26 protein-coding genes are annotated in these 26,835 nt (G+C 66.9%); 14 read left to right on the forward strand and 12 right to left on the reverse strand.

From position 1 onward, the window contains the following. Window positions 1-4 precede the first annotated feature (4 nt). Window positions 5-2,776, reverse strand: coding sequence for an Rne/Rng family ribonuclease (locus tag GGR88_RS07125; protein WP_209023209.1), 2,772 nt, complete (start codon window positions 2,774-2,776; stop codon window positions 5-7). Between the two features lie 420 nt (window positions 2,777-3,196). Here GGR88_RS07125 and GGR88_RS07130 point away from each other — a divergent pair, with 420 nt between their 5' ends. From GGR88_RS07130 to GGR88_RS07145, 4 genes are all read left to right on the forward strand, one after another. Further along, window positions 3,197-4,114: an N-acetylmuramoyl-L-alanine amidase family protein gene (locus tag GGR88_RS07130; RefSeq protein WP_167953858.1), complete on the forward strand. Its 918-nt coding sequence runs from the start codon at window positions 3,197-3,199 to the stop codon at window positions 4,112-4,114. Window positions 4,115-4,126: 12 nt separating this feature from the next. Then, window positions 4,127-6,637 (forward strand): penicillin-binding protein 1A, encoded by a 2,511-nt coding sequence (locus tag GGR88_RS07135; RefSeq protein ID WP_167953859.1) that lies wholly within the window; start codon window positions 4,127-4,129, stop codon window positions 6,635-6,637. Between the two features lie 117 nt (window positions 6,638-6,754). Next, a complete protein-coding gene (prfB, locus tag GGR88_RS07140; protein WP_167953860.1) occupies window positions 6,755-7,882 on the forward strand; it encodes a peptide chain release factor 2 in 1,128 nt (375 codons plus the stop codon). After that, window positions 7,869-8,600 carry a class I SAM-dependent methyltransferase gene (locus GGR88_RS07145; RefSeq protein WP_167954416.1) on the forward strand — a complete coding sequence of 244 codons (732 nt, stop codon included), beginning with the start codon at window positions 7,869-7,871 and terminating at the stop codon, window positions 8,598-8,600. Before prfB ends, GGR88_RS07145 begins: the two co-directional genes overlap by 14 nt. A gap of 6 nt (window positions 8,601-8,606) precedes the next feature. Here GGR88_RS07145 and GGR88_RS07150 read toward each other — a convergent pair whose 3' ends face one another. Beyond that, window positions 8,607-8,999, reverse strand: coding sequence for a JAB domain-containing protein (locus tag GGR88_RS07150; RefSeq protein WP_167953861.1), 393 nt, complete (start codon window positions 8,997-8,999; stop codon window positions 8,607-8,609). Window positions 9,000-9,125: 126 nt separating this feature from the next. Between GGR88_RS07150 and GGR88_RS07155 the strand changes: the two genes are divergently transcribed. Both GGR88_RS07155 and GGR88_RS07160 read left to right on the forward strand, forming a co-directional pair. Beyond that, complete coding sequence (locus GGR88_RS07155) at window positions 9,126-9,920, forward strand: thymidylate synthase (RefSeq protein WP_167953862.1); 795 nt, start codon at window positions 9,126-9,128, stop codon at window positions 9,918-9,920. Beyond that, window positions 9,917-10,378, forward strand: coding sequence for a dihydrofolate reductase (locus GGR88_RS07160; RefSeq protein ID WP_167953863.1), 462 nt, complete (start codon window positions 9,917-9,919; stop codon window positions 10,376-10,378). The genes GGR88_RS07155 and GGR88_RS07160 overlap by 4 nt, the downstream gene beginning before the upstream one ends. A 24-nt stretch (window positions 10,379-10,402) precedes the next feature. Here GGR88_RS07160 and dxs read toward each other — a convergent pair whose 3' ends face one another. Together dxs and GGR88_RS07170 are read right to left on the reverse strand one after the other, a co-directional pair. After that, window positions 10,403-12,328, reverse strand: coding sequence for a 1-deoxy-D-xylulose-5-phosphate synthase (gene dxs, locus GGR88_RS07165; RefSeq protein ID WP_167953864.1), 1,926 nt, complete (start codon window positions 12,326-12,328; stop codon window positions 10,403-10,405). Between the two features lie 39 nt (window positions 12,329-12,367). Next, window positions 12,368-12,838 carry a Fur family transcriptional regulator gene (locus tag GGR88_RS07170; protein ID WP_167953865.1) on the reverse strand — a complete coding sequence of 157 codons (471 nt, stop codon included), beginning with the start codon at window positions 12,836-12,838 and terminating at the stop codon, window positions 12,368-12,370. Between the two features lie 27 nt (window positions 12,839-12,865). On the opposite strand from GGR88_RS07170, the gene GGR88_RS07175 reads away from it, so the two are divergent. From GGR88_RS07175 to GGR88_RS07205, 7 genes are all read left to right on the forward strand, one after another. After that, a complete protein-coding gene (locus GGR88_RS07175; protein ID WP_342449744.1) occupies window positions 12,866-14,002 on the forward strand; it encodes a COX15/CtaA family protein in 1,137 nt (378 codons plus the stop codon). Continuing rightward, window positions 13,999-14,796, forward strand: a complete 798-nt coding sequence (locus GGR88_RS07180) for a hypothetical protein (protein WP_167953866.1) — start codon at window positions 13,999-14,001, stop codon at window positions 14,794-14,796. Before GGR88_RS07175 ends, GGR88_RS07180 begins: the two co-directional genes overlap by 4 nt. Before the next feature lie 128 nt (window positions 14,797-14,924). Continuing rightward, a complete protein-coding gene (rplM, locus tag GGR88_RS07185; protein ID WP_167953867.1) occupies window positions 14,925-15,404 on the forward strand; it encodes a 50S ribosomal protein L13 in 480 nt (159 codons plus the stop codon). Then, window positions 15,404-15,949 carry a 30S ribosomal protein S9 gene (gene rpsI / locus GGR88_RS07190; protein WP_167953868.1) on the forward strand — a complete coding sequence of 182 codons (546 nt, stop codon included), beginning with the start codon at window positions 15,404-15,406 and terminating at the stop codon, window positions 15,947-15,949. The genes rplM and rpsI overlap by 1 nt, the downstream gene beginning before the upstream one ends. A gap of 112 nt (window positions 15,950-16,061) precedes the next feature. Further along, complete coding sequence (locus GGR88_RS07195) at window positions 16,062-17,033, forward strand: alpha/beta fold hydrolase (protein WP_167953869.1); 972 nt, start codon at window positions 16,062-16,064, stop codon at window positions 17,031-17,033. A gap of 45 nt (window positions 17,034-17,078) precedes the next feature. Further along, window positions 17,079-17,492, forward strand: coding sequence for a DUF4112 domain-containing protein (locus GGR88_RS07200; RefSeq protein ID WP_209023210.1), 414 nt, complete (start codon window positions 17,079-17,081; stop codon window positions 17,490-17,492). After that, a complete protein-coding gene (locus tag GGR88_RS07205) occupies window positions 17,485-17,982 on the forward strand; it encodes a GFA family protein (RefSeq protein WP_167953871.1) in 498 nt (165 codons plus the stop codon). The genes GGR88_RS07200 and GGR88_RS07205 overlap by 8 nt, the downstream gene beginning before the upstream one ends. Here the strand turns inward: GGR88_RS07205 and GGR88_RS07210 are convergent. Further along, a complete protein-coding gene (locus GGR88_RS07210) occupies window positions 17,919-18,290 on the reverse strand; it encodes a hypothetical protein (protein ID WP_167953872.1) in 372 nt (123 codons plus the stop codon). The two genes, GGR88_RS07205 and GGR88_RS07210, sit on opposite strands and share 64 nt — an antisense overlap. A 1-nt stretch (window position 18,291) precedes the next feature. Beyond that, a complete protein-coding gene (gene proS / locus GGR88_RS07215; RefSeq protein WP_167953873.1) occupies window positions 18,292-19,824 on the reverse strand; it encodes a proline--tRNA ligase in 1,533 nt (510 codons plus the stop codon). A 236-nt stretch (window positions 19,825-20,060) separates the two neighbouring features. Here proS and GGR88_RS07220 point away from each other — a divergent pair, with 236 nt between their 5' ends. After that, window positions 20,061-21,122: an SDR family oxidoreductase gene (locus tag GGR88_RS07220; RefSeq protein WP_167953874.1), complete on the forward strand. Its 1,062-nt coding sequence runs from the start codon at window positions 20,061-20,063 to the stop codon at window positions 21,120-21,122. Between the two features lie 12 nt (window positions 21,123-21,134). Here the strand turns inward: GGR88_RS07220 and mmsB are convergent, their stop codons facing one another. The 6 genes from mmsB to GGR88_RS07250 form a co-directional block, all read right to left on the reverse strand. Then, on the reverse strand, window positions 21,135-22,037 hold the full coding sequence (mmsB, locus tag GGR88_RS07225) for a 3-hydroxyisobutyrate dehydrogenase (RefSeq protein WP_425338468.1): 903 nt from the start codon (window positions 22,035-22,037) through the stop codon (window positions 21,135-21,137). A gap of 34 nt (window positions 22,038-22,071) precedes the next feature. Beyond that, a complete protein-coding gene (locus GGR88_RS07230; protein WP_167953876.1) occupies window positions 22,072-22,845 on the reverse strand; it encodes an enoyl-CoA hydratase in 774 nt (257 codons plus the stop codon). A 20-nt stretch (window positions 22,846-22,865) separates the two neighbouring features. Then, a complete protein-coding gene (locus GGR88_RS07235; protein WP_167953877.1) occupies window positions 22,866-23,909 on the reverse strand; it encodes an enoyl-CoA hydratase/isomerase family protein in 1,044 nt (347 codons plus the stop codon). A gap of 29 nt (window positions 23,910-23,938) precedes the next feature. Further along, the gene (locus GGR88_RS07240) at window positions 23,939-25,084 is read right to left on the reverse strand and encodes an acyl-CoA dehydrogenase family protein (RefSeq protein ID WP_167953878.1); all 1,146 of its coding nucleotides are present in this window, start codon (window positions 25,082-25,084) and stop codon (window positions 23,939-23,941) included. Between the two features lie 114 nt (window positions 25,085-25,198). Next, window positions 25,199-25,432 (reverse strand): hypothetical protein, encoded by a 234-nt coding sequence (locus GGR88_RS07245; protein ID WP_167953879.1) that lies wholly within the window; start codon window positions 25,430-25,432, stop codon window positions 25,199-25,201. Window positions 25,433-25,581: 149 nt separating this feature from the next. Further along, the gene (locus tag GGR88_RS07250; protein WP_167953880.1) at window positions 25,582-26,829 is read right to left on the reverse strand and encodes an NAD(P)/FAD-dependent oxidoreductase; all 1,248 of its coding nucleotides are present in this window, start codon (window positions 26,827-26,829) and stop codon (window positions 25,582-25,584) included. Window positions 26,830-26,835: the final 6 nt, after the last annotated feature.

The raw sequence follows: 26,835 nt of genomic DNA on the forward strand, positions 1-26,835 counted from the left end.
GGCGTCAGGCTCCGAAAGTCCGCTGCCACCATCCGCGGCGCGGTGCGGCCGCCTCGGCGCCGTTCGCTGCCTCGGGGACGGAAATCGCCTCCGTTGCGACCGGCTCGGGCTCCGCCGCCGCGGGCGCCGCCGCCGCAGCCGTCGTCTCGGCCGCTGCCGGTTCGGCTGCCTCGGCCGCTGCCTTTCGCGGTGCGCGGCGGCGGCGCGGCTTCGGCGCCTCCTCTTCCGGCGCGTCCGTCGCGGCCGCCTCGGCGGCCGGCTGCTCGGCGACAGGCTGCTCGGCTGCCGCCGTCTCGGCCGGCTTGCGACGCCGAGTCCGCTTCGGCTTCACATCCTCGGCGGGCGCAGTTGCGATCAGCGGCTCGGCCGGCGTTTCGGCGTCCGACGTCTCGGGCGCTGCCGCCTCCGACGTCTCTTCCGTCGCCTTGCGACGGCTGCGGCGACGCTTGGGTGCCGGCGCATCCTCGTCCGCCGCGATCACCAGCTCCGCTGCTGCGGGTGCAGGCTCCGCCTCGTTGTCGGCAGGGACCGACGGCTCTGCCACCGGGGGCAGGTCCGGCTCGTCCGATGCGGGTTCGGAATCCAGGCCCGCTTCCGCCGCTTCCTCGCGCTCGGCCGCATCCATACGGTCGCCTCCGCGGTTCCGGCGTCCGCCACGCCGGCCGCGCCGGCCGCGCCGACGCTTCTCGCCGCCCTCGTCGTCGGCGGCGCGCTCCGGTTCGGCACCCACTGCCAGGGCCTCGCCATCGCTTTCGACCGGCTCGGCTGCGCCTTCCACGTCGCCGTCCGCCTCGATGGCTTCGGGCGCATCGGCGGCCTTGCCGCCGTCCTCGCCATCGCGACCGCGACGTCCGCGGCGGCGGCGACGCCGGCGCCCGGCGCGCTCCTCGCGCTCCTCACGGCCGCGTTGCGGCTTCGACGCACGGGGCTCGTCCGCGTCGTCCGGCTCGTCGGCGGACAGCTCCTCCTCCTCGATCTCCTCGTCCTCGATGGCGAGGTCGTCCTCGTCCTCTTCGAACACGGGCGGATCGAAACGGGGGGCATGGGCGGGCGGGGGTCCGCCGGCTTCCACCGTCATGCGGGCGCCCTCGATCTCGCCGTCCTGCATGATCTCGACGCGGACGCCGTAACGCTCCTCGATCTCGGCCAGCTCTGCACGCTTGTGGTTGAGCACGTAGAACGCGCCCTCCTGGCTCGCCTTCAGCAGGATCTGGCTGCCGCGGCCGCGCGCGGCCTCCTCCTCGATCATGCGAAGCGCCGACAAGCCCGCCGACGATGCGGTGCGGACAAAGCCCGATCCCTCGCAATGCGGGCACGGCCGGGTCGATGCTTCCAGCACCCCGGTGCGCAGCCGCTGGCGGCTCATCTCCATCAGCCCGAAGGACGAGATGCGGCCCACCTGGATGCGCGCGCGGTCACCCGCCAGCGCCGCCTTCATGGCCTTCTCGACCTTCCGAATGTTGGAGTTGTTCTCCATGTCGATGAAGTCGATGACGACAAGGCCCGCCATGTCGCGCAGGCGCAGCTGGCGGGCGATCTCGTGCGCGGCTTCCAAGTTGGTCGACACCGCGGTCGCCTCGATGCCGTGCTCGCGCGTCGACCGGCCGGAGTTGATGTCGATCGACACCAGCGCCTCGGTCGGGTTAATGACCAGGTACCCGCCCGACTTCAGCTGCACCACCGGATGGTACATCTGGTTCAGCTGGTCCTCGACGCCGAACCGCTGGAACAGCGGCACCGCGTCGGCATAGCCCTTGATGCGCTTGGCATGGCTCGGCATCAGCAGCCGCATAAAGTCCTTGGCGGCGCGGTACCCACGCTCGCCCTCCACGATCACCTCGTCGATGTCGCGGTTGTAGATGTCGCGGATCGCGCGCTTGATCAGGTCGCTGTCGCCATAGATGCACGACGGCGCCGACGCCTTCAGCGTGTCCTCGCGGATGCCGTCCCACAGCCGCGCGAGATAGTCGAAGTCGCGCTTGATCTCGGTCTTGGTGCGCTGCAGACCGGCCGTGCGGACGATGCAGCCCATCGACTTGGGCAGGTTCATCTCCGCCATGATCGACTTCAGCCGCTTGCGGTCGGCCGCGTTCGAAATCTTCCGGCTGATGCCGCCGCCATGCGTGGTGTTGGGCATCAGCACGCAATAACGGCCGGCCAGCGACAGATAGGTGGTCAGCGCCGCACCCTTGTTGCCGCGCTCCTCCTTCACGACCTGCACCAGCAGGATCTGGCGGCGATGGATGACGTCCTGAATCTTGTACCGGCGGCGCAGCGCCATCCGCTTGGATCGCAGCGCCTCAGCGGCGTTCTCCTCCGGCTGGCTCGCCGCGGTGGCCGCGCGCGCCGGGCGCTCCGCGCCGTCGTCGTCCTCGTCGGCGTCGTCGTCCTGCTCGGCCGTGTCGATCTCGGCGTCGTCGTCCTCGTCCGCGCCCGCGTCCTCGTCGCGCGCGTCGAGCTCGGCGTGCAGCCGCTCTTCCTCGGCCGCGTGCTCGGCTTCCTCGCGCAGCAGCGCGTCGCGATCCTCCTTGGGAATCTGGTAATAGTCGGGATGGATCTCGGAAAAGGCCAGGAACCCGTGGCGGTTGCCGCCATAGTCCACGAAAGCCGCCTGCAGCGACGGCTCCACGCGCGTCACCTTGGCCAGGTAGATGTTGCCCTTGAGCTGCTTGCGCTCGGCGGACTCGAAATCAAATTCCTCGATGCGGTTCCCCTGCACGACGGCCACCCGGGTCTCTTCCCGGTGGCGCGCGTCGATCAGCATGCGCGTTGTCATTCAAATATCTCCAGGCGCGCGCGTGCCGCAGAACCGGGGTTCGCGCGCGATCAGCTAGGGACGCTGCACCCGGCCGCGGCGTTGGCGCCGGACGGTTGGGAGTGCGCGTCATGGGTGAAGAAGGAAACGAAGCCGCTCCCTGCGCAGCGCGGCCGGCAACGGCGCGCATGTCCCGGCCGGACGCCTCGCCGCTGGGCGGCGCGACGTGAACGGACGGGGCGAACTGCATCATGGAAACGTCAACCTGGTGTGGTGCCGCGCCCCCTGGCACGGCTCCGAAGACGGCGGGCGGACGAAGGTCGCACCTGCCGTGTGGCCGACTGCTAGCACCGGGATTGATCGGGAGCAACCATCGCCCGCCATCGGCCACCCCTCTGTCACCGTCTGGACGCCGCCTCGCCTGCGCGCCATGGATGGGCGATGCGCCCTGCTGCCGCCGTGCTGTTGCTCGCCCTTGCGGCGGCCGCGCCCGCCGCTGGCGGCGGCGACCGGGCGCGGTCCGACCCTCCGGGCTGGCTTTCCTCCGCCTTTTCGGGCCTCCGCCAGGCGCTTCGCGGTGACCGGCCCTTCCGCCTCGTGACGCCGCTTCCGCGTCCCCTGCCCGCCCCGCCGCTTCCCGCCGTGCGCGGACCCGCCGGCCGGCCGCTCGTGGTGATCGACGCCGGGCACGGCGGCCAGGATCCGGGGGCGGTCAGCGGCGGCATCGCCGAAAAGGCGGTGGCGCTCGCCGCCGCCCGCGCGATCGCCGACGCGCTCCTTGCCGGCGGACGACTGCGCGTCGCGCTCACCCGATCCGACGATCGCTTCCTGCTGCTTGAAGAACGCTACGGCATCGCCCGCCGCTTGGGCGCCGACCTCTTCATTTCCCTACACGCCGATGCCGCCCCCGGCGGCGGCGCGCGCGGCGCCACCGTCTACACCTGGGGCCGCGCCGCCTCCGACTCCCAGGCCGCCCGCCTCGCCCGGCGGGAGAACGAAGGCGTTTCGGGGGACAACATTGCCGTCAACATCGTCGGCGAGATCCTGGGCGATCTCACCCGCCGCGAAACCGCCGCCGCCGCCGACGCCTTCGCCGATCGCCTGGTGGAGGAAGCCGCCGGCCGCATCGCCATGCGCACCACCCCCCGCCGTCAGGCATCGCTCGCCGTGCTCCGCGCGCCCGACACCCCGTCCGTCCTGATCGAGATGGGCTATCTCGACAATCCCGCCGACCGCGCCGCCCTTCTGTCCGCCGAACATCGATCGGACATCGCGCAGGCGGTCCGCGTCGCGGCCGAGCGCCAGTTCGCCGACCGTGCGCTCGCTGCCCAAGTCTCTGGCATCGCGGCAACCCGGTGATAAAAGCACCCCATGGATAACGAAGGATCGGGCCAACGCCGTCTCACTCTGCGTCGCATGGGTGGCAGCGACATCGGCGCAAGGCTTGCGAGCATCTGGGCAAGCCGGTGGACCAAGGTGCTGGTCGTGCTGCTTGCACTCGCCGCGGCCGCTTACGGCACGATCCTTTACGTCTTCGCACGCGACCTTCCCTCCGTGGAGAGCCTGCGCGCCTATGAACCCGCTTTGCCGACCACCATCCGCTCGATCGACGGCACTCCCATCCGCGATTTCGCACGGGAACGACGGGTGGAGCTCAGCTTCGCCGAATACCCCCGCCCCCTCATCAATGCATTCCTGGCTGCCGAGGATCGCACCTTCTTCACTCATGGCGGGCTCGACTATCCCGGCATTGCCGCGGCCATCATCAACAACCTGCGGAGCGACGATCGGCCGGTCGGGGCATCCACGATCACGCAGCAGGTCGCCCGCAACCTCCTCCTGACCAACGAGGTCAGCTACGTTCGGAAGGTGCGGGAGGCGATCCTCGCGTACCGGATGGAGGATGCGCTCACCAAGGAGCAGATCCTCGAGCTCTACCTCAACCAGATATTCCTCGGTCGAAATGCCTATGGCGTTCAGGCTGCCGCGCGAGCCTATTTTGATAAGGACGTCGCTCAGCTCTCGCTGGCGCAGATGGCCTATCTGGCGATCCTGCCAAAGGCGCCTTCCGGCAACTACAGTGCGGAGCGGAACCCCGACCGGGCCATCGCGCGACGCAACTGGGTCTTGGGCCAGATGGCCGAGAACGGCTTGGCCTCGCAGGCTGCCGTGGCCGCGGCGCGTGCCGAACCGCTCGGCATCGTCCCCAATCCTGGCAACCGCTTCGCCACCCAGCCGAACGGCGGCTATTTCCTCGAAGAGGTTCGTCGCCAATTGCTCGGCCGGTACGGCGAGAACGCTGAGGACGGACCCAACAGCCTTTATGCCGGCGGCCTCTGGGTGCGGACATCCTTCGATCCCCGGTTGCAGGATCTCGCCGCAGATGCGCTCCGCGACGGGCTGATGCGGTTCGACCGGGGTCGCGGCTGGCACGGCGCCGTCGCGACGCTGGATCCCGGGGAGGGTTGGGCCGCCCGATTGCGCGCTGCGGGTCTTGGAACCCTTGGCTACGACGACTGGCGCGCGGCCGTCGTCTTGGAAAAGAGCGGCTCCTCGGCCTCGATCGGGTTCGCGGACGGCAACACGTCGCAATTGATTGCTGCCAATGCATCGCTCCCACGGCGCGAAGGCGGGACTGCATTTTCAGCTCTTGAGCCGGGCGATGTCATCCCCGTGAAGCGCGAAGGAAGCGCTTGGACCTTACGCAACGTTCCTCAGGTTTCGGGCGGAATGGTCGTGCAGGATCCGCATAGTGGGCGGGTGATGGCGGTTCAGGGAGGATTTGACCAGCGCCTGCGGAGCTTCAACAACGCCACCCAGGCGATGCGGCAGCCCGGCTCCACCATCAAACCGTTCGTCTACGCCGCGGCCCTGGATCATGGCATGACGCCCGCGTCGATCATCGTGGACGGGCCATTCTGCGTTTATCAATCGGCAGCGCTGGGCAACAAGTGCTTCCGGAACTTCGGTAACGCGCGGGGCGCGGGACCGCAGACGATGCGCTGGGGGGTTGAACAGTCCCGCAACCTGATGACGGTCCGAGCCGCGTCGCAAACCGGCATGCAGAACGTCGTTCGCACCATCAGCCGCGTCGGCATCGGTGACTACTCACCCTATCTGTCCGTTGCGCTGGGGGCGGGCGACACCACCGTTCTTAAGCTTACGAACGCCTATTCAACACTGGTGAACCTTGGCCGACAAACGAGGCCGACCCTTGTTGACTCAGTGCAGGACCGTCACGGCAAAGCGATCTACCGCGCCGATGCTCGCCCATGCGACCGGTGCAACGCGCCCGATTGGGACGGCCGCGCCATGCCGCGCCCGCCCCTTCCTGGCCGACAGGTCATGGATGCGATGACTGCTTATCAAGTCGTCCACATCCTGGAAGGAGTGGTCCAGCGAGGCACCGCGACCACTTTGCGGGACCTTGGCCGGCCCCTGTTCGGGAAGACGGGCACTTCGTCCGGTCCAACCAACGTCTGGTTCGTCGGCGGCTCTCCCGACATCGTGGCGGGTCTTTACATCGGCTACGACACGCCGCGTTCGCTTGGCGGCGCGGCACAGGGTGGCACGATTGCCGCCCCGATCTTCAAGCAGTTCGCGCGCGGTGCGTTCGAGAATATGCCTGTGGTTCCGTTCCGGGCGCCGGCCGGTATCCGGATGGTGCGCATCGATCGGCGATCCGGCCGGCGGGTCTATGGCGGTTGGCCGACGGACGATCCGCGTGCGTCCATCATCTGGGAAGCTTTCAAGCCCGAGAGCGAGCCTCGTAGATCGATCCGGCGCGAGGAGATCGTAGCGCCGGCCGCGACCGCTCCCGCCGCCATCCGGCAGCGTCGTGGCGATGCTGACTTCCTGGACCGCCAAGGCGGCATCTACTGAGCCACCTGTCCTGCTGGCACCGATCCAGCGCTTCCTTGCCAAGCGAAGCGTTCGGCGCCTAAGGACCTCGAGCATTCAGCATCCGCTCACGCCGGCGGAGCTTGTCCGGAGATGTCCATGCGCGCTGAAGCGCAAGCCTACGCCGACCAGATCAACAAGAATCTAAGTCTGCTGCGCGGCTTCCTCGACTGGGATCGTGCATTGAAGCGCCTCGAAGAGCTCAATGCGCGGGTGGAGGACAGCGATCTCTGGAACGATCCGAAAGCCGCGCAGGAGGTCATGCGCGAACGGCGGCGCCTTGATGACGCGATTGGCGCGACCCGCGCGATCGAGTCCGAACTAGCGGACACCGCCGAATTGATCGACATGGCGGAAGCCGAGGGCGACGAGGCCTTGGCGCTGGACGGCGTGGCCGCACTCCAAGCGCTTGCCGAGCGATCGGAAACGGACAAGGTGACGGCGCTTCTGGCCGGTGAGGCCGATGCGAACGACACCTATGTCGAGGTTAATGCGGGCGCCGGCGGCACGGAGAGCCAGGATTGGGCTGGCATGCTCAGCCGCATGTACACGCGCTGGGCCGAGCGGCGCGGAATGAAGGTGGAGATCATCGACAGCCATTCCGGTGAACAGGCGGGGCTTAAGTCAGCCACTCTCCTCCTGAAGGGGGAGAACGCCTATGGCTATGCCAAGACCGAAAGCGGCGTTCACCGGCTTGTTCGCATCAGCCCTTATGACTCGGCGGCTCGACGGCATACGAGTTTTGCCAGCGTCTGGGTGTACCCGGTCGTTGACGAAAACATCGACATCGAGATCGTCGACAGCGATCTGCGGATCGACACCTATCGTGCCTCAGGCGCGGGAGGACAGCACATCAACACCACCGACTCGGCCGTTCGTATTACTCACATGCCGACCGGGATCGTGGTTCAATGCCAGAACCAGCGTTCCCAGCATAAGAACCGGGCTGAGGCCATGAACCAGCTTCGTGCTCGCCTTTACGAAGCAGAGTTGCAGCGCCGCGAGCAGGAAGCCAATGCGACGGCAGCCAACAAGACCGACATCGGATGGGGCCATCAGATCAGGTCCTATGTTCTTCAGCCTTACCAGCTTGTGAAGGACCTTCGGACCGGCGTTACGTCGACCAGCCCGAGCGATGTCCTTGACGGAGATTTGGATCGCTTCATGTCCGCCGCCCTCTCGCAGCGTGTGACGGGTGAGCGGGTCGATGTCGATGATGTCGATTAGGCTCGCTGCCTGCCTGGCCTTGGCGTTCCAACTGGCCGGGTGCCAGGCGCCATCTACCGCACAGGACACGGCTGCGACGAAGGTCGGACCCTTCCCTCCTGCCGACCGCCCGGTGGCATCGATCATCTCGAGCCGCTGGTCGGATGAGGAATCGCGCGATCGCCTCAACGAAGCGGACGAGGTGATGAACAGAGCGGGTATTTCTCCCGGTATGACTGTCGCCGACATCGGCGCCGGGGAAGGTTATTACACCATACGCCTTGCCCAGCGTGTCGGGCCGGACGGTCGCGTGCTCGCGCAAGACGTCGTTCCGGAGGTTCGCGACGCCCTGGCGGAACGTGTTAACCGCGAGCGGCTCGATAATGTCAGCGTCAAATTGGGGGCACCCGATGATCCGGGCCTGCCGCCCGCAAGCTTCGATCGCGTCCTTCTGGTTCACATGTACCACGAGATCGAAGAGCCTTACGCGTTTCTATGGCATCTTCGCCCTGCCCTCAGATCTGGCGGCCAGGTCATCGTGGTCGATGCAAACCGACCGACCGCTCAGCATGGGACGCCCCCCGCTCTCCTCGCCTGCGAATTCGCTGCTGTCGGCTATGCTCAGACGGCTCTTCGCCCGATGCCGAATGCAGGTGGCTACTTCGCAGTCTTTGAGGCCCGGGGGCCGCGGCCTGAGCCTGACAGCATTGTCGGCTGCCGAATGGCGGCCAACGGCTAAGATCCGTCAGATCAGGTTCAGCGCTCGAAAGCTCGTGCAAGCCTCCTGCGAGAAGACGAGATGGTCGATCAACCTGATGTCTGCTTGTCGCGTCAACCGGGCGAGATCGCGAGTCGTCCGAAGGTCCGTAGTGCTCGGCCTTTCGCAGCCGGCAGGATGATTGTGCGCGATCAGCAGCCGACGGCTGCCGATCCTGAGCGCATCTTTCAGGATAGCAGACGCAGGGAGCGGCACATGCCTTGCGTTAGAACCGTGGTGGACCCGGAGAGAAAGCAATTTATATGCGTGATCCATGTGGGCCACCGCGACGCATTCCACCTCCGATCGCGGCAGGATCTCGCGAAGGATTTTGGTAGCGAGATCGACTTGCTCGATTGGATGGCCGCTCAAGTCGCTCATGTCGCCAAGATGAGGCCGCTATGAAAATCAGTCGCGTCAAGACGACTCCAAAACGGCGTGTGTCCAATCCGAACCGGATAAGCCGTCGGCGAACAACAATGCGCGGCTGAGGCAGAGCGAGGAACGATGCGATCTTATCTAGACCTGCTCCAGCGTATCCTGAACGAAGGTGATAAGCGGGAAGATCGGACCGGCGTCGGGACGCTGTCTCTGTTCGGAGAGCGGCTGCGCTTCGATCTCTCCACCGGCTTCCCTTTGGTCACCACCAAACGCGTGCATCTGCGTTCGATCATCATCGAGCTTCTTTGGTTTCTCCGGGGCGAAACCAACGTTGCCTGGTTGCACGAGAACCGGGTGACGATCTGGGACGAGTGGGCCGATAGCGACGGTAATCTTGGACCGGTTTACGGCAAGCAATGGCGATCCTGGGCCGGGTCTAAAGGTCGCAACCATGATCAGGTGGCTGAACTCGTCTCGCTTATTCGCAAGGATCCTTATTCCAGGCGCCAGATCGTCAGCGCGTGGAATCCTGGAGATCTTCATGCCATGGCACTCGCCCCGTGTCACATGATGTTCCAGACTTATGTCGCGAACAATCGGCTTAGTCTTCAGATCTATCAACGCTCTGCAGACATGTTCCTTGGCGTACCGTTCAACATCGCAAGCTACGCGCTTTTAACCCACATGCTCGCCCAGCAGGCTGACCTTAGTCCCGGGGACCTGATTTGGGTCGGGGGGGATTGCCATATCTACCTGAACCACCTTGATCAGGTTCAGGAGCAACTGGGACGTGAGCCCCGCGCTCTTCCCCAGCTAAAGATCCTTCGCCGGCCGGATAGCATCGATGATTATCGGCTCAATGACTTCGAAGTCACTGGGTATGAGCCTCATCCCTCGATCAAAGCGCCCGTCGCGGTATGAAGCGCGAGATCGTCTTGATCGTCGCTCGTGCGTCCAACGGCGTCATCGGTCGGGATGGCGACCTTCCCTGGCACATTCCGGAGGATCTCAGGCATTTCAAGGCACTCACGGTGGGAACGCCCATGATCATGGGTCGCAAGACATTCGACAGCTTGCCGGGACTGCTTCCGGGCCGGCGACACATTGTCATTACCCGGAACGCCACCTGGTTTGCTGAGGGGGCTGAAGTCGCCCCATCCCTTGAGGACGCCATGAGCATGGCGGGTTCAGGAACCATCTCCATCATTGGCGGAGCGGAGATCTTTCAGCTTGCCTTGCCCTATGCAGACCGCATTGAGCTGACTGAAGTTCACGTCGCGCCAGCCGGGGACACAGTCCTACCACCCTTCGACGGCTGGGCGGAGGTCGCACGGTCTCCCCACGCCGGCTTCGACTTCGTCACGCTTCGACGCGGCTGACACCCGGCAAGCCGGCGTTACCAATCAGGCGCGTGCACCCTCAAATGCGCCAACACTGTTCTTGCGTAGGGCCGTTTCCACCGTTCGGACGATCGCATCCGCGTCGAGCCCAGCGTCCGCATACTGCTTCTCGGGCTTGTCCTGATCCTGGAAGACATCCGGAAGTCGCAAGGTCCGCAACTTCAATCCAGCATCAATCAACCCCTCGTCGCTGGCAAGCGTCAGGACATGTGCGCCGAGGCCACCAATGGAGCCCTCCTCAATGGTGACCGCGACTTCGTGGGTTGTCAGAAGCCGGCGGATCAGTGTCTCGTCCAGCGGCTTTGCAAACCTCAGGTCGGCCACCGTAGTCGAAAGCCCCTGCGCCTCCAGACGATCGGCTGCCTTCAGCGCCTCCTCGAGCCGCGTTCCAAGCGAGAGGATGGCGACCGTCTTGCCCTGGCGCACCACTCGACCTCGACCAATCTCCAGACGCTCCGGCGCGCTCGGCAGCGCAATGCCCGTGCCGTTGCCGCGCGGGTATCGAACCGCGATCGGTCCGGTATCGTGGAGGGCGCAGGTATGTACCATGTGGACCAGTTCGGCCTCATTCGCTGCCGCCATGACGACGAAATTTGGCAGGGTAGCCAGATAGGTTACGTCGAAGCTTCCTGCGTGGGTGCTGCCGTCGGCGCCGACCAGCCCGGCGCGGTCAATCGCAAAACGCACCGGCAGGTTCTGGATCGCGACATCGTGCACGACTTGGTCGTAGGCGCGCTGGAGAAAGGTCGAGTAGATCGCGCAGAACGGCCGCATACCTTGTGCCGCCAGCCCGGCTGCAAAGGTCACGGCATGCTGCTCCGCAATGCCGACATCGAAGAAGCGATCCGGGAAAGCTGACTGGAACTTATCGAGTCCGGTGCCTGACGGCATTGCCGCAGTGATCGCGCAAATCGTCTCGTCCCGCTCTCCCTCGCTGCGCAAAGCATCGGCGAAGACGCTTGTGTAGCTCGGCGGTCCGGGCGGCGCCTTTGCCTGCACGCCCGAGACCACATCGAACTTCTGCACGCCGTGGTACTTGTCGGCTGCCGCTTCGGCTGGCGCATAGCCCTTGCCCTTCTTCGTCACAACATGGATCAGGCAGGGCCCTTCCGCCGCGTCTCGAACATTCTCGAGAACGGGGATGAGATGGTCTAGGTTATGTCCGTCGATTGGCCCGACATAGTAGAAGCCAAGCTCTTCGAACAAGGTCCCGCCCATCGTCATGCCGCGGGCGAACTCGTCGGTCTTCCTTGCCGCCGAATGAAGTGGCCGCGGCAAACGACGCGCAAGCTTCCTCAGCATGTCACGTAGACCAAGGAACTCGCGGCTCGAGACGATCCGCGACAGATAGGCCGACAATCCCCCGACAGGCGGCGCGATGGACATGTCATTGTCGTTCAGAATCACCACGAGGCGATTGCCGGCGGCCTCAGCGTTGTTCATCGCTTCATAGGCCATGCCCGCGGACATAGCGCCATCTCCGATCACCGCGATCGCCTTCCCCGGAGCGCCGGACAACTTGTTGGCTGTGGCGAAGCCCAGCGCTGCCGAAATGGACGTCGAACTATGAGCCGCGCCGAACGGGTCATACTCGCTTTCGCTGCGCTTGGTGAAGCCGCTGAGGCCGCCACCTTGGCGCAGTGTCCGGATTCGGTCGCGTCGACCGGTCAGGATCTTGTGCGGATAGCACTGGTGCCCGACGTCCCAGATCAGTCGATCCCGGGGCGTGTCAAACACGCGATGAATCGCGACACTCAACTCGACCACGCCGAGACCGGAGCCGAGATGCCCTCCCGTGACGCCGACGGCGGAGATCATCTCCTGCCGCAACTCATCGGCAAGCTGCCGTAGGTCCTCAATCGGCAATTCCCGCAGATCCGCGGGGACGTTCACGCGGTCGAGCACCGGCGTGGAAAAATCGTGAGACATGCCCCTGCTTAACGCACAACAAGGATTGTGTCGATCAGACTACGGTCGCTCGATGGAACAAGAGCTGCATCGGCCCCGCACCTCCAGGACAGGGCGGACTGGCTCAAACCCTGACTGTCGCGCTGCTGCGCGCAGGGCCTCCGACAAATGGTCGTCGTCGACGTGGGTCGTTGCTCCGCATGCGTCGCAGATCAGAAAAATGCAGTCATGGCTGCATGCCGGATGATCATTGACCAAGTAGGCGTTGGCGCTCTCGACTCGGCGGACCAGGTTGGCCGAACTGAACAGGTCGAGAATCCGATAGATGCTGTTGGCCGCGATCCGCCGCCCTTCCTTCGCGGAAAGTGCTTCGGCGATGTCGTAGGCTGAAGCCGGGCGATCGAACGCGGCCAGAGAATCGAACACCGCCGCGCGCATGCTCGTCCACTGCTCTCCGCGTCCTTGCATCACCGTGCGCGCAGCATTTGCGAGCTCAACTCCTGCCATCTGAACATGATCGTGGTTAGCCATTTCTGACATGTAGGCCGGGGGAGTCATTTGGAAAAGCATGCTCGAAGTTTTAGCTACTTCCCCGCACTATGTCCGATGCACCCTGGGCATGCTGCCGCCTTCATATGCTTGGCTCCCGATCGAGGCCATGGCATAGCGCGCCGCATGTCGGATCGCCTTTCGGAAGCTGGCCTGGCTCGGCCGCTTCTCATCTCCAATTGGCTGCTTCTCGTCGCCGCCATCGTCTTTGTCATGGTGGTCGTTGGCGGAATTACCCGCCTCACCGAATCCGGCTTGTCGATCACGGAATGGCAACCGGTCTCCGGCGCTGTTCCACCGCTGTCGGCGGAAAGCTGGGCGCGGGAGTTCGCGCTCTACCAACGCACCGTCGAGTATCAGACCGTCAACAGCGCGATGACCTTGGCCGAGTTCAAGGTCATCTACTTCTGGGAATATCTGCACCGCCTGATCGGCAGGATCATCGGCCTTGCCTTCGCGCTGCCCCTAATCTGGTTCTGGGTGCGCCGCGCGATCCCGGCGGGCTACAAGCCCCGCCTCCTGGCGCTGTTCGCCCTGGGAGGGCTTCAGGGTGCAATCGGATGGTGGATGGTGACGTCAGGCCTTTTCAGCGGCACGTCGGTCAGCCATCAGCGGCTGGCCGTCCACCTGGTGCTCGCCTTTATCATCTTTTCCGGATTGATCTGGACCGCGCTTGACCTGCGTCGCGGCCGGTCGCGCATGACAGGAGTGGCATGGTTCGCGGTGATCATGCTGTTCATCCAGATGATGCTGGGCGCCTTCGTCGCGGGACTGGATGCCGGTTATGCCTTTTCGAGCTGGCCACTGATGGGTGATGCGCTCTATCCCGCCGGTGCGACCTGGATTTCACCGGGATGGCGTAATTTCGTCGATAATCCGATCACCGTGCAGTTCGTCCATCGGTGGTGGGCGTTCGCTGCCGCCGGGGCGCTCGGCCTGCTCGCCATGCGGACGGCCAGGCGCGGTAATCGCGGTTGGCCGCGCATCATGTCCGGACTGCTTGTCGTTCAGATCCTGCTCGGGATCGCGACTCTCATAACAGGCGTGTCCTTGCACGTTGCCGTAACGCACCAGGCCGTGGCGCTTCTGCTGCTCGGATCGACGATTGCGACAGCGCATGTTCTGGGGCGGCCGCGCGCGGCATGATCGCGCTGTCCATGATTGCGCAAGCGACGGCTGGAGCCGTGGCGCAGATCGTCACGCTGCCCTTCGCCCCACCGCTCGATCGGCCGGTGATCGAGGACAATGTCGTCATCCGCGAGCTTGCCGATGGCAAGCCGGGGCGGTTCGTGGTGGTGCGGGAGTATCGCTTCGAGCGGGACGGCGACGGTTACCTAGTCGTGATGCGCGCGACCGGCATCGACTCCGATGTGACCGGACCGGCGCGGACGGGTTTCGAGGTCGGATCCCGTCCGATGATCAACCTGCCGCTGCGGATCCGGCTGGATGCGCAGGGGCGCGTCGTGGGGGTGGAGAACACCGAAGAATATTGGGCGGCGTTTACCGAAGGGCAGATGGCGCTGCGGGCGGATCTGGAGGGGCGGCCGGCGCTGACGCCGATCGACCGGCGTATCATCGCCGCGGTGGTGGACGGCCTGCTTGCCGTGCCGGCGGACCAGCGGGCGGCGCGGTTGGCAAGCGACGTGGGGGAGCTGGCGGCGCTGGGCGGACGGACCGTGTCCACCGAGGTGCCGATCGCGTTCGAGGCGGCGGGAAACCGGGCGGGCGGGTCGATGGTGGTGACGGGGATCGACGAGGCCGCGGTGACGCTGGAGCTGACGGCGAGCAGCGGGGCGACGCCGCTTGAGGCCCAAGTTGACACTGAAGAGCGCATTGTCGTCGACCGGTCGAGCGGACTGGTGGTGTCGCGGAGCCGGCGGCGGACCACGACGCAGGGGGACAGCGTCATCGCAACGACAGAAAGCAGAACCCTGAGGTAATCAGATACCCGTCGGCAACATGGCGGTTTGCCTTGACTTTTCAGCGGCAATGCATGATCTGGCCGCCATCCGCCGCCTGTTCGTCGGGCGGCGTTCTCGTTCAACGCAAGAATAAGGTCAAAGCTGCCATGAAGGCGCTGATGAAGACCACCAAGGCGGCCAAGCCGGCCGAGGTGGACAAGAAGTGGCTGCTGATCGACGCGGACGGACTGGTCGTCGGCCGCCTCGCCTCGATCGTCGCGAACATCCTTCGTGGCAAGCACAAGCCGAGCTTCACCCCGCACGTCGACTGCGGCGACAACGTGGTGATCGTGAACGCCGACAAGGTCCGCTTCACGGGCAACAAGGCCGCCAAGAAGGTCTACTACAAGCACACCGGCTATCCGGGCGGCATCAAGGGCGTCACCGCCGAGAAGGTGCTGGACGGCCGTTTCCCCGAGCGCGTGCTGGAAAAGGCGGTTGAGCGCATGATCCCGCGCGGCCCGCTCGGCCGCCAGCAGATGCGCAACCTGCGCATCTTCTCCGGCACCGATCATCCGCACACGGCCCAGAGCCCCGAGACGCTCGACGTCGGCTCCATGAACCGCAAGAACAAGGTGGGCGCGTAATGTCCGACAACCGCCAGTCCCTTTCCGACCTCGCTTCGCTCACCTCCGCCCCGGCAGCCCCGGCGGCGCCGGCCACCAACGGCAATGCCGGCGAGCAGCCGATCAATGCCGAGCCCGCACAGCCGGCCGCGCCGCTGCGCGAGAAGGAAGTCGACGCGCAGGGCCGTTCCTATGCCACCGGCCGCCGCAAGGATGCGGTTGCGCGCGTCTGGCTGAAGCCCGGCACCGGCAAGATCACGGTCAACGGCCGCGATCAGGAGATCTATTTCGCGCGTCCGACGCTGCGCCTCGTCATCAACCAGCCGTTCGGCATCGCCGATCGCGACGGTCAGTATGACGTGATCGCCACCGTGAAGGGTGGCGGCCTGTCCGGCCAGGCCGGCGCGGTGAAGCACGGCATCAGCCAGGCGCTGTCGAAGTTCGAGCCGAGCCTGCGCAGTGCGGTGAAGGCCGCGGGTTTCCTGACCCGCGACAGCCGCACGGTGGAGCGCAAGAAGTACGGCCGCGCCAAGGCACGTCGCAGCTTCCAGTTCTCGAAGCGCTGATCGTCCTTTCCGACGGCAAGAAACGGGGCGGCTCGAAAGGGCCGCCCTTTTTCGTTGGCGCGAAAGCGGCGCGACCATCTGAACGGATCGGCCCCGTCGCCGTTGAGGTCGGATGACAAAGAGCAGCGCCGTCGACCGCCGCGTCGCGCTGGCCGTCCTGGCCGCCGCGCTTGTGCCCGGCCGGGCGATTGCCGCGGCGCCCGACGACGGGCTGACGGCGATCAACGGCCGGCGCCTGTGGGTGCTGGATCATGGCGACCCCGCGCTCCCCGCCCTCCTCTACGTGCACGGCGGGCCGGGCGTCGGGGCCTTCGATTTCGAACGGCACATGATGCCGCACCTGGACGGTCGGTACCGGGTGGTGAGCGTCGACCAGCGGGGCGCGTTGCGGTCCGATCCGATCGCGGCGGACGCGCCCGTGACGGTGGACGACCTGATCGCGGATTACGAGGCAATCCGCGAGCGACTGGGCATCGCGCGCTGGACGCTGATCGGCCACAGCTTTGGCGGTCTGATCGCGCTGCGATATGTCCTGGCGCATCCGCAGGGAGTCACGCGGCTGGTGCTGGAAAGCCCGGTGATCGACGCCGCCAGCTCGCTTCACTGGCTGATGGGCGCCGCCGCGCAACGCCTGAACGGCATCGACACCGCAGCGGCGCTGGAGGCCGTCACGCTGTCGAGCCCGACCACGCCGGTCGACCCGGCGTTCGTGCCCCGCATGGAGCGGGTGATGGCAGCGCTCGGCCCCCGCCGGCAGGACCTGTACGTCGTCCAGGCGGAGCACCGCGCCATGTTCTCCCGCCTGGCGGAGCAGGCGCCCTTCCCCGAGGACCGCTGGTCCCGCGGGGAGCGGCCTGGACGGGCGCTGCTGAACTCACCCGACCTCTACCGCCCGATGCTGGCGTCCGTCGCTTCGGTCAGCGCACCGCTGCTGCTGGTGCGGGGTGCCGGCGACCATGTCACCAGCCCGGCCGAGATCGACGCGGTCGCACGCGCAGGCGGCCGTGTCGTGACGATCGATGGCGCCGGCCACTTCGTGCATGTCGAGCAGCCGGATGCGCTGGCCGCCGCCCTGACGGGCTGATCGGCCGATCTTTCGGAACGATCCGGTCGCCACCATATGACCGGCATGGCACAGTTCACCCCCACGGCCGGCGCGATCGGCCGATCCCTGTCAAACGATCCGGCGGCCGTGCGCGCGCGTGTCGAAGCGCTGGAGCAGATGCTGGAGCGCGTCTGGACCGTCCCCGGCATCAACCGGAAGGTCGGCCTGGATTTCGTGGTCGGCCTGGTGCCGGTGGTTGGCGACCTGATCGCCGCGGCGATGGGCAGCTACCTGATCTGGGAAGCGCGCAACCTGGGCATGTCGAAGTTCCAGATGGCGCGCATGGCAGCCAACATCGGCGTGGACACGGTGCTGGGCGCCGTGCCGCTGGTGGGTGACACGTTCGACTTCTTCTTCCGTTCCAACACGCGCAACCTGCGGATCATCAAGAAGCATCTCGACCGGCACCATCCGGGGACCGTCACCATCGATGGGTGACGGCCTTCCGGATGCCAGTCGTACCCTGACGGGTGGCTGCCATTGCGGCGCCGTCCGCTTCGAGGTGGACCTGATCGGGGGCTGGCAGGCGGCGCGGCGGTGCACCTGTTCCTTTTGCCGGATGCGCGGCGCGGTTGCGCTGACGAGCGCGCCCGACCGGTTCCGGATCCTAGCGGGCGCCGAGCAGCTGACCGAGTACCGGTTCAACACCGGCGTCGCGCGGCACCACTTCTGCCGGCACTGCGGCATCTACACCCATCACCGCCGTCGATCGAACCCGGACGAGCTGGGCGTCAACGCGGCCTGCCTGGACGGGGTCAGCCCGTTCGACTTCGCCGAGGTGCCGATCACCGACGGCGTCAACCATAGCAGCGACGGGGGCCCTGTCGGGCCCGTGGGATGGATCAGCGTCCGGTGGGCCGGCGATCAGGAAACCGCGGCGACCACCGCGACGACCAGTGCCACCGCGCCGAGGCCGAGCGCGCCGTAGAGCATCCGCCGCAGCCGATCGACTTCCGCGATCAGCCCGGCCTGCGCAGCCGAGAGGTCGGCGGCGAGCCGGGCCGACGCCGCCAGCTCCGTCTCCACCTGTGACAGCCGGGCCTCCGCCGCGTCGAGCTTGGCCGGGAGGTCCACCGTTTCGGCCGCAGGCGCCGGCGGCCGGCTCTTCACGCGATCGGCCAGCGCCGAGCCCTGCGCGATGAGGCCGGGCGCGGCCGCAATGATCTTTGACCAGGGAAGCCCGGCGAGCGCCGCCGCCATGCCTGCCGCCATCTCGTCCTCTCCCTTGCCCGCCATCTCAATAAGCCCTTGCAACGAGGATGCGTTCCACCGCGGGTTCGCCCGTGAAGATGCAGGCGCCATCCGCCGGCGCCTGCCCCTGCGGTGCGTTGCGGATGGTGAGCTTCATGGCCTTCAACCGCTCCACCACGGCATCGAGCTGGTCGCCCGTCGGCCGCGACCACTGCACCTCCGCCCAGCCCGGGTTCTTCTCGCCATCCGCGAACATCGCCTGCAGCGCCGCAAAATCGGTGACGCCCAGCCGGATACCGGCGTCGAGCCGCGCCCTGGCCTCGTTGTGGAGCGCGCCCTGGATCTCGGCCAGGAGCGCAGGCGCGGCAGCGGCGAACTCGTCCCGCGCGGTCACCGTCGACATCAGCTTGCCGGTTTCATTGTAGAGCCGGTCGCGCCGGATGACCGACACGTTGCCGCCCGCGACGTCGCGCCCGCCGACTTCGAGGACGATGGGAGCGCCCTTCTTCACCCAGGCCCAGCGCTTCACCGACGCCTTGGGATGGCGCGCATCGACAAGGGCGCGGATCGGTTCGCCCAGCGTTACCTGCCCGTTCAGGTCGTCGGCGAGCGCGCGGCAGTAATCGAGGATCGCCGCGTCGCCTTCGTCATCGCGGAGCATAGGGACGATCACCACCTGCCAGGGCGCGATGCGCGGCGGCAGGCGCAGCCCGTCGTCGTCGCCATGCACCATGATGACGGCGCCGATCATGCGGGTGGAGACACCCCAGCTGGTGGTCCAGGCGGTGGCGAGGCCGCCGTCCTTGTCCTGGTAGCGGATGCCCTGCGCCTCCGCGAAATTCTGGCCGAGGAAGTGCGAGGTGCCGGCCTGCAGGGCCTTGCCGTCCTGCATCATCGCCTCGATCGAGTGGGTGGCGTCGGCGCCGGGGAAGCGCTCGTTCTCCGGCTTCTCGCCGGCGACGACGGGCAGTGCCAGCGCGTCCTCGGCAAAGCGGCGATAGACCTCCAGCATCCGCTCCGTCTCCGCCACCGCCTCGTCGCGGGTGGCGTGGACGGTGTGCCCTTCCTGCCAGAGGAATTCCGACGTGCGCAGGAACATGCGGGTGCGCATCTCCCACCGGACCACATTGGCCCATTGGTTGATGAGCACGGGAAGATCGCGCCACGAGCGGACCCACTTGGCAAAGGCGGTGCCGATCACCGTTTCCGATGTCGGGCGGACGATCAGCGGCTCTTCCAGCTTCGAGTCAGGATCGGGCACCAGCCTGCCCTGCCCGTCGCCCTTCAGCCGGTGATGGGTGACGACCGCCATTTCCTTGGCGAAGCCTTCCACATGCTCGGCTTCCTTTTCGAAATAGGAGAGCGGGATGAAGAGCGGGAAGTAGACGTTCTCGTGGCCCGTCGCCTTGATGGCGTCATCCAGGATGCGCTGCATGCGCTCCCACACGCCATAGCCCCAGGGGCGGATCACCATGCATCCGCGCACGCCCGAATCCTCGGCCATGTCGGCTTCGGCGATGACCGCCTGGTACCAGGCGGCGAAATCCTGTTCGCGGGTGACAGGCAGGGCGTGCTTCATCGTGGCTCCGGCAGGCGCATGGACAATCGGCGTTCCCCGGCCATGCAACGCCAGCCGTGGCGCGGCAAGCGGGCGATGGCCGGCGGATCGACCAAGGGGGCGCATCGTCCTGCCACCGTCGTGTTCAGGATGCGGCCGCGTGCCCGGAACGGGCGGCGCGGGGCAATCGTTGGGAGCGCGAGAGGCGGCCCGCAGCGGTGCGGCCTTTTCCCCTTTTCAGCGATCGGAGCATGGTGATGGCGCAATCGGCATTGGTGGTCGGCGCGAGCGGTATCGTCGGCAGCGCCACCGCGCGGCTGCTGGCGGAGGAAGGCTGGGACGTTTCGGGATTGTCCCGCCGGCCGGTGGACCTGCCCGGCGTGACGCCAGTCGCCGCCGACCTGCAGGATGCGGGCGGGACCGCCGCTGCGCTTCGCGACGTCCGGCCCGATGCGGTGTTCATCACCACCTGGCTGCGGCAGGACAGCGAGGCGGAGAACATCCGCGTCAATTCGGCGATGGTGCGCAACCTGCTGGACGCGCTGCGGCCCGGCGGCGGCACCCGCCATGTCGCGCTGGTGACGGGGTTGAAGCATTATCTCGGGCCGTTCGAGGCTTACGGCAAGGGCGCGCTGCCGCAGACGCCGTTCCGGGAGGAGCAGGGGCGGCTGGATGTTGAGAACTTCTATTATGCGCAGGAGGACGAGGTGTTCGCCGCGGCCGCGCGCGACGGCTTCGGGTGGAGCGTGCACCGGCCGCATACGGTGATCGGCCAGGCGGTCGGCAACGCGATGAACATGGGCACGACGCTCGCCGTGTTCGCGGTGCTGTGCCGCGAGACGGGGCGGCCGTTCCGCTTTCCGGGGTCGGCGGCGCAGTGGAACGGCCTTACCGACATGACGGACGCGGGGCTGCTCGCGCGGCACCTGTTGTGGGCGGCGACCACGCCCGCGGCCCGGAACGAGGCGTTCAACGTGGTCAACGGTGATGTCTTCCGCTGGAAGTGGATGTGGAGCCGGATCGCGGACCATTTCGGGGTGGAGCCGGCGGCGTTCGACGGAACGGTGACGCCGCTGGAGGAGCAGATGGCGGATGCCGCGCCCATCTGGCGCGCGATCGCGGAGCGGGAGGGGCTTGCCGAGCCCGACCTGTCGCGGCTGGCATCGCCGTGGCACACGGACGCCGACCTCGGCCGGCCGATCGAGGTCGTCACCGACATGGGCAAGAGCCGGCGGCTGGGCTTTACCGCCTATCAGCCGACCGACGACGCGTTCATGGCCCTGTTCGCCCGGCTGAAGGCGGACCGGCTGATCCCGTAACGGGGAGCGGCGTCAGGCCGTCTGGCCGTCCAGCAGGCGGATGATGCCGGAAAAGTCGAGCCGCTCGCCACCGCCATTCACGAAGGCCTGATAGAGCGCCGCCGCCGCCGCGCCCATGGGGATGCTGGCGTTGGCCTCTCCCGCCGCGCCCAAGGCAAGCTTCAGGTCCTTCAGCATGAGGGCGGAGGCAAAGCCGCCCTGATAGTCGCGGTCAGCGGGGCTGTCGGGGCCGACGCCGGGAAGCGGGCAGTAGCTGGTCATCGACCAGCTCTGTCCGGTCGCCTTGGACGAGATGTCGTAGAAGGTCTGCGGATCGAGGCCGAGGCGGCGGGCGAGCAGGAAGCTTTCACACGTCGCCACCATGGTCGCGGCCAACAGGTTGTTGTTGCACAGCTTTGCGACCTGACCCGTGCCGGACGCGCCGGCGTGGATGACGGCCTTGCCCATGCAGGCGAGGATCGGTTCCGCCTTCGCGAACGCCTCCCCGCTGCCGCCGACCATGAAGGTGAGCGTGCCGCCGTCCGCCGCCGCGATGCCGCCCGACACGGGAGCATCCACCACCATCAGGCCCTTGGCCGCTGCCCGCTCCGCCACCGCGCGGGCCGTGACCACGTCGATGGTGGAGCAATCGATGAGCAGCGTGCCCGGCGCCGCGTTTGGCAGCACGGCATCGTCGTAGACGGCCGCGACATGGCGGCCGGCGGGCAGCATGGTGACAACCGCATCGACGTCGCGCGCGACGGTCGCGGCATCGGCGGCGCGGAGGCACCCGGCCGCCTCCGCCTTGGCGAGCGCATCGGCCGACAGATCGAACGCACGCACGTCATGGCCCTTCTTCGCCAGGTTGGCGGCCATGCCGCCGCCCATGTTGCCGAGCCCGATGAAGCCGATGCGTGCCATGTGTCTCTCCTCCAACCCTGATCCCCTCCTGCGCGGGAGGGGCTTTCCGTTACCGTCCCGTCCAGTTGCCCGGGCGTTTTTCGACAAAGGCGGTCATGCCTTCCTTCTGGTCGGCCGTGCCGAACAGCCCATTGAACAGCCGCCGCTCGAACTGGACGCCCTGCGCCAGCGAGGTCTCAAAAGCGGCGTTCACCATTTCCTTATTGGCGACGACCGCGAGCGGCGCCATCGCGGCGATCGTCTCGGCCGTCTTCATCGCCTCATCAAGCAGATCGGCCGCGGGCACGATGCGCGCGACGAGGCCCGCGCGCTCCGCTTCCTCCGCGCCGATCATGCGGCCGGTCAGCACCATCTCCATCGCCTTGGCCTTGCCGACGGCGTGGGTCAGGCGCTGCGACCCGCCCATGCCCGGCGTCACGCCCAGCTTGATCTCCGGCTGGCCGAACTTGGCGGTGTCGGCGGCGAGGATGAAGTCGCACATCATCGCGACCTCGCAACCGCCGCCCAGCGCATAGCCGGCAACCGCCGCGATGATCGGCTTGCGGGTCCGGGTCACCGTCTCCCACCCGGAAAAGAAGTTGGTGGCGTACATGTCGGCGAAGCCCTGCGCCTGCATCTCCTTGATGTCGGCGCCGGCGGCGAACGCCTTCTCGCTGCCGGTCAGCACGGCGCAGCCCTGCCCGTCATCGGCATCGAAGGCGGCGAGTGCCGCGATCAGTTCGGTCAGCACCTGGCTGTTCAGCGCATTGAGCGCCTGGGGGCGGTTGAGCGTGATCCTGGTCACGCGTCCGACCTGTTCGACGATCAGCGTTTCGAAGGCCATCCTTGTTCTCCCTGCTCGGCTCAGGCCGGTGTCCACGCCTCGTCCGCCGGCAGCGGCGCGAAGATGCGGTCGATCATGTGGTCGGTGACTCCGTCCAGCGCGGGCGGATCCCAACGCGGCTGGTTGTCCTTGTCGATGATGAGTGCGCGCACCCCTTCCGCGAAGTCCGGGCGCTGCACGATCCGGGTCACGACGGCGTATTCCTGCACCATTTCGTCGGCAAAGCCGTGCATGTGCGCGCCGTCTTCCACGATGCGGAGCGACACCTTGAGCGACTGCGGTGATTTCGCGCGGATCGTCGCGAGCTCCTTCAGCGCCCAATCTCCGCCATCGGCTTCCAGCGCCGCGACGATCTCCTCAACGGAGTGCGCGGCGAACAGCCGATCGATCTTTTCACGATTGCCGGTGATGCGCGCGGGCGGCGGGACGGCCGCATGCGCGCCGAGGATGGCGTCGATCGCCTGCGGGTCGGCCGCGATCTCCGCCTTTGCGCCCTCAAGCGCGGAGGCGGGCAGATAATGGGTCGACAGGCCGAGCTCGAGCGTCTCCGCGCCGTCCAGCCGTGCCCCGGTCAGGCCGAGGAACACACCGAGCCGCCCGGGAAGGCGCGACAGGTACCAGCCGCCGCCGACATCGGGGAACAGGCCGATGCCCGTTTCCGGCATGGCAAAGCGCGTGTTCTCCGTCGCGACGCGGAAGCGGGCGGGCTGCGAGAGGCCCACCCCGCCCCCCATGGTGATGCCGTCGACAAAGGCGACGATCGGCTTGGCATAGGTGAACAGCCGGTGGTTCATCCGGTATTCGGTCAGGAAGAAGTGGCGGGCCGCCGCGCCATCGCCCGCCCCGCTTTCGGCGATCATGCGGATGTCGCCGCCGGCGCAGAAGCCCCGGCCATCGGCATGGTCGATCAGGATCGCTTCCACCGCGGGGTCCGCGCGCCACGCCTCGAGCGCATCGATCACGCCTTCGCACATGGCGAGGTTCAGCGCGTGGATCGCCTTTGGCCGGTTGAGGCGGATCCGCCCGACCCGGCCTTCGGTGGTGACGATCAGGTCTTCGGTCATCCTGCTCCCCCTCCATGCGGGCGCCGGCATCATTGCCGTGTGAGTTCGCGCCCCACGATCATGCGCATCACCTGATTGGTGCCTTCCAGGATCGAATGGACCCGAAGATCGCGCCAGAAACGCTCGATCGGGTAATCCATGAGGTAGCCATAGCCGCCGTGCAGCTGAAGCGCGCGATCGACCACCGACGATCCCGTGTCGGTCGCCAGCCGTTTCGCCATGGCGGCGAAGCGGGTCTTGTCCGGCGCGTTCGCCGTCACCTTGGCGGCCGCCGCGTAGAGGAGGATGCGGGCGGCCTGGAGCTCCGTTTCCATGTCCGCGAGCGTGAACTGCGTGTTCTGAAAGTCGGCAATGGCCTTGCCGAACTGCTTGCGATCGCGGGTGTAGCCGATCGCCTCGTCCAGGCAGCGCTGGGCGCCGCCGAGCGAACATGCGCCGATGTTGAGGCGGCCGCCGTCCAGCCCCATCATCGCGATGCGAAAGCCCTCCCCCTCGGCGCCGACCAGATTTTCCGCCGGCACGCGCACGCCGTCGAAATTGACTTGGGCGGTCGGCTGCGAGTGCCAGCCGAGCTTGCGTTCGTTGGCGCCGAAGCTGACGCCGGGCATGTCCTTTTCGATGACCAGGCAGGAGATGCCCTTGGCCCCCTCCTCCCCCGTGCGGACCATGGTGACGTAGATCTCGTTCTCGCCACCGCCGGAAATGAAGGCCTTCGAACCGGTGACCACATAATGGTCGCCGTCCTTGACCGCGCGCGTCTTCAGCGCCGCAGCGTCGGACCCGGATCCCGGCTCCGTCAGGCAGTAGCTGCCGATCCGGTCCATCCCGACCATCGACGGCAGATATTTGGCCTTCACCGTCGCCGAGCCGAATCGGTCGATCATCCACGCCGCCATGTTGTGGATGGAGATGAAGGCGGAGGTGGACGGACAGCCATAGGCCATCGCCTCCATGATCAGCGCGGCCTCCAGCCGACCGAGCCCGATGCCGCCGCTGTCCTCCGACACGTAGATCGCGCCGAAGCCAAGCTCCGCCGCGGCGCGCAGCGTGTCGCGGGGGAAGATGTGCTTTTCGTCCCATTCGGCCGCGTGCGGAGTGATCGCATCGGCGGTGAAGCGGCGCGCGAGTTCCTGGATCTCACGCTGATCGTCGGTCAGGTCGAACTGTTCGCTCATGCGAACGCCTTATCGCACCGGGCGTGTCAGGCAAGGGCGTGCGGGCCGCGTCCGGCAGGCAAAAAGAAAGGGCGGCCGCAAAGCCGCCCTTTCCCGAAAACCCGCGTCAGGCGATTACGCGCTGACGGCGTCGTCGTCGTCGTCACCGTCGACCGCGATGATGATGCCGCCGGCGACAATCGCCGCCGCCAGGATCGCCGCGATGACGCTGCCGCCGCCGAGACGGCTCTCGCCCTCGTCCGACGAAGCGACGCGCGCAACGGCCGGAGCCGACGGAGCAGCCGCCATGACGGGCGATGCGACGAGCGACACAGCGGCGAGCGCTGCTGCTGCCTTACCAAGAACCATGATCAACTCCCTCTAAGCGACCAGATCGGGCCAACCGCATGTCGCCCGAACCCGGTCCAACCGCTTGAAGCAGATTTCGTTGCATGTGCGAACAGAGATTCGCCAAGCAGTTTGATTAATCGGTGAAATTGGCGGAAGAAAACTCAGTTTCACGGCGAAACCGGCTGCAGATCCTTCAATGCCGTTCCAGCATCCGCAAGCCGTTCGGGTGCGACGACCTGCCCTTCCAGCACCAGCTTTCGGCCCTGTACATAGTCGCGCGTGGCATTGACGCAGTCGAGTGCGATCACGCGGCCATCGCGCAGGTAGACGACGGAAAAGGAGCGGTCGGCCGGATCGCCGCGCAGCACGGCCTGGTCATGCCCGGTCGACAGGCCGACGGTCTGAAGCTTCAGGTCGTACTGGTTGGACCAGAACCACGGCACGGCATCATAGGCGGCATCGGCGCCGGTCAGAAGCTTTGCCACGAGCGTCGCCTGATCGTTGGCGTTCTGCACCGATTCGAGCCGGATCGCCGCGCCGTGGGCGAAGCGGTTGGCGTGAAGCGCGCAGTCCCCGATCGCGAACACGTCCGGCAGGCTGGTGCGGCACCGACCATCCACCGCCACGCCGTTGCCACCGGCGGCGCCGGCATCGATCAGCGGCTGGACCGAGGGAATGATGCCGATGCCGACGATCACCATGTCGCAGGCGATCCGCTCACCATCGGCGAGGCGGACGGAGGCGACGCGGCCGCCCTCTCCCTCGATGCAGTCGACCGCGACGCCCAGCCGCAGATCGACGCCGTGCGCGCGGTGCTCCGCCTCGTAGAAGCGCGAAAGCGGCTCGCCGGCGACGCGGGCAAGCACGCGGTCCAGCGCCTCCAGCAGCACCACCTGCTTGCCATGCTTGACGAGCGCGGCGGCGGCCTCGAGCCCGATATAGCCGCCGCCGATGACGATCACGCGGCCGACGCGCGGAAGCTCCGCGATCATGCGATCGGTGTCGGCACGCGTGCGCACGGCATGGACGCCCACGAGATCATGGCCGGCGCAGGTGAGCCGCCGCGGCTGGCCACCGGTTGCCCAGATCAGATGGCGGTAGCCGATGCGCTCCCCGGCGTCCGTCTGCACCGCGTGGTCGGCCGGCATCACGGCTGCGACGCGCGTGCCGAGGCGCAGGCTGATGCCGCGTTCCGCCCAGAAGGCGGCGGGGCGGATCAGGATGCGCTCGAAGCTCTTGTCGCCGGCGAGATAATCCTTGGAGAGCGGGGGGCGCTCATAAGGGGGATCGGGTTCGTCGCCGACGATTGCCACGCTGCCGTCGAACCCGGACTGGCGCAGCGCGATCGCCGCCTGCGCGCCGGCATGCCCGCCGCCGACGATCAGAACGTCGTAGCTGTCGGTGGCGTCCGTCATCACCTC

Origin of the sequence: Sphingomonas jejuensis (genome assembly GCF_011927695.1) — a bacterium.
In the GTDB taxonomy this organism is placed as follows: Bacteria; Pseudomonadota; Alphaproteobacteria; order Sphingomonadales; family Sphingomonadaceae; genus Sphingomonas_K; species Sphingomonas_K jejuensis.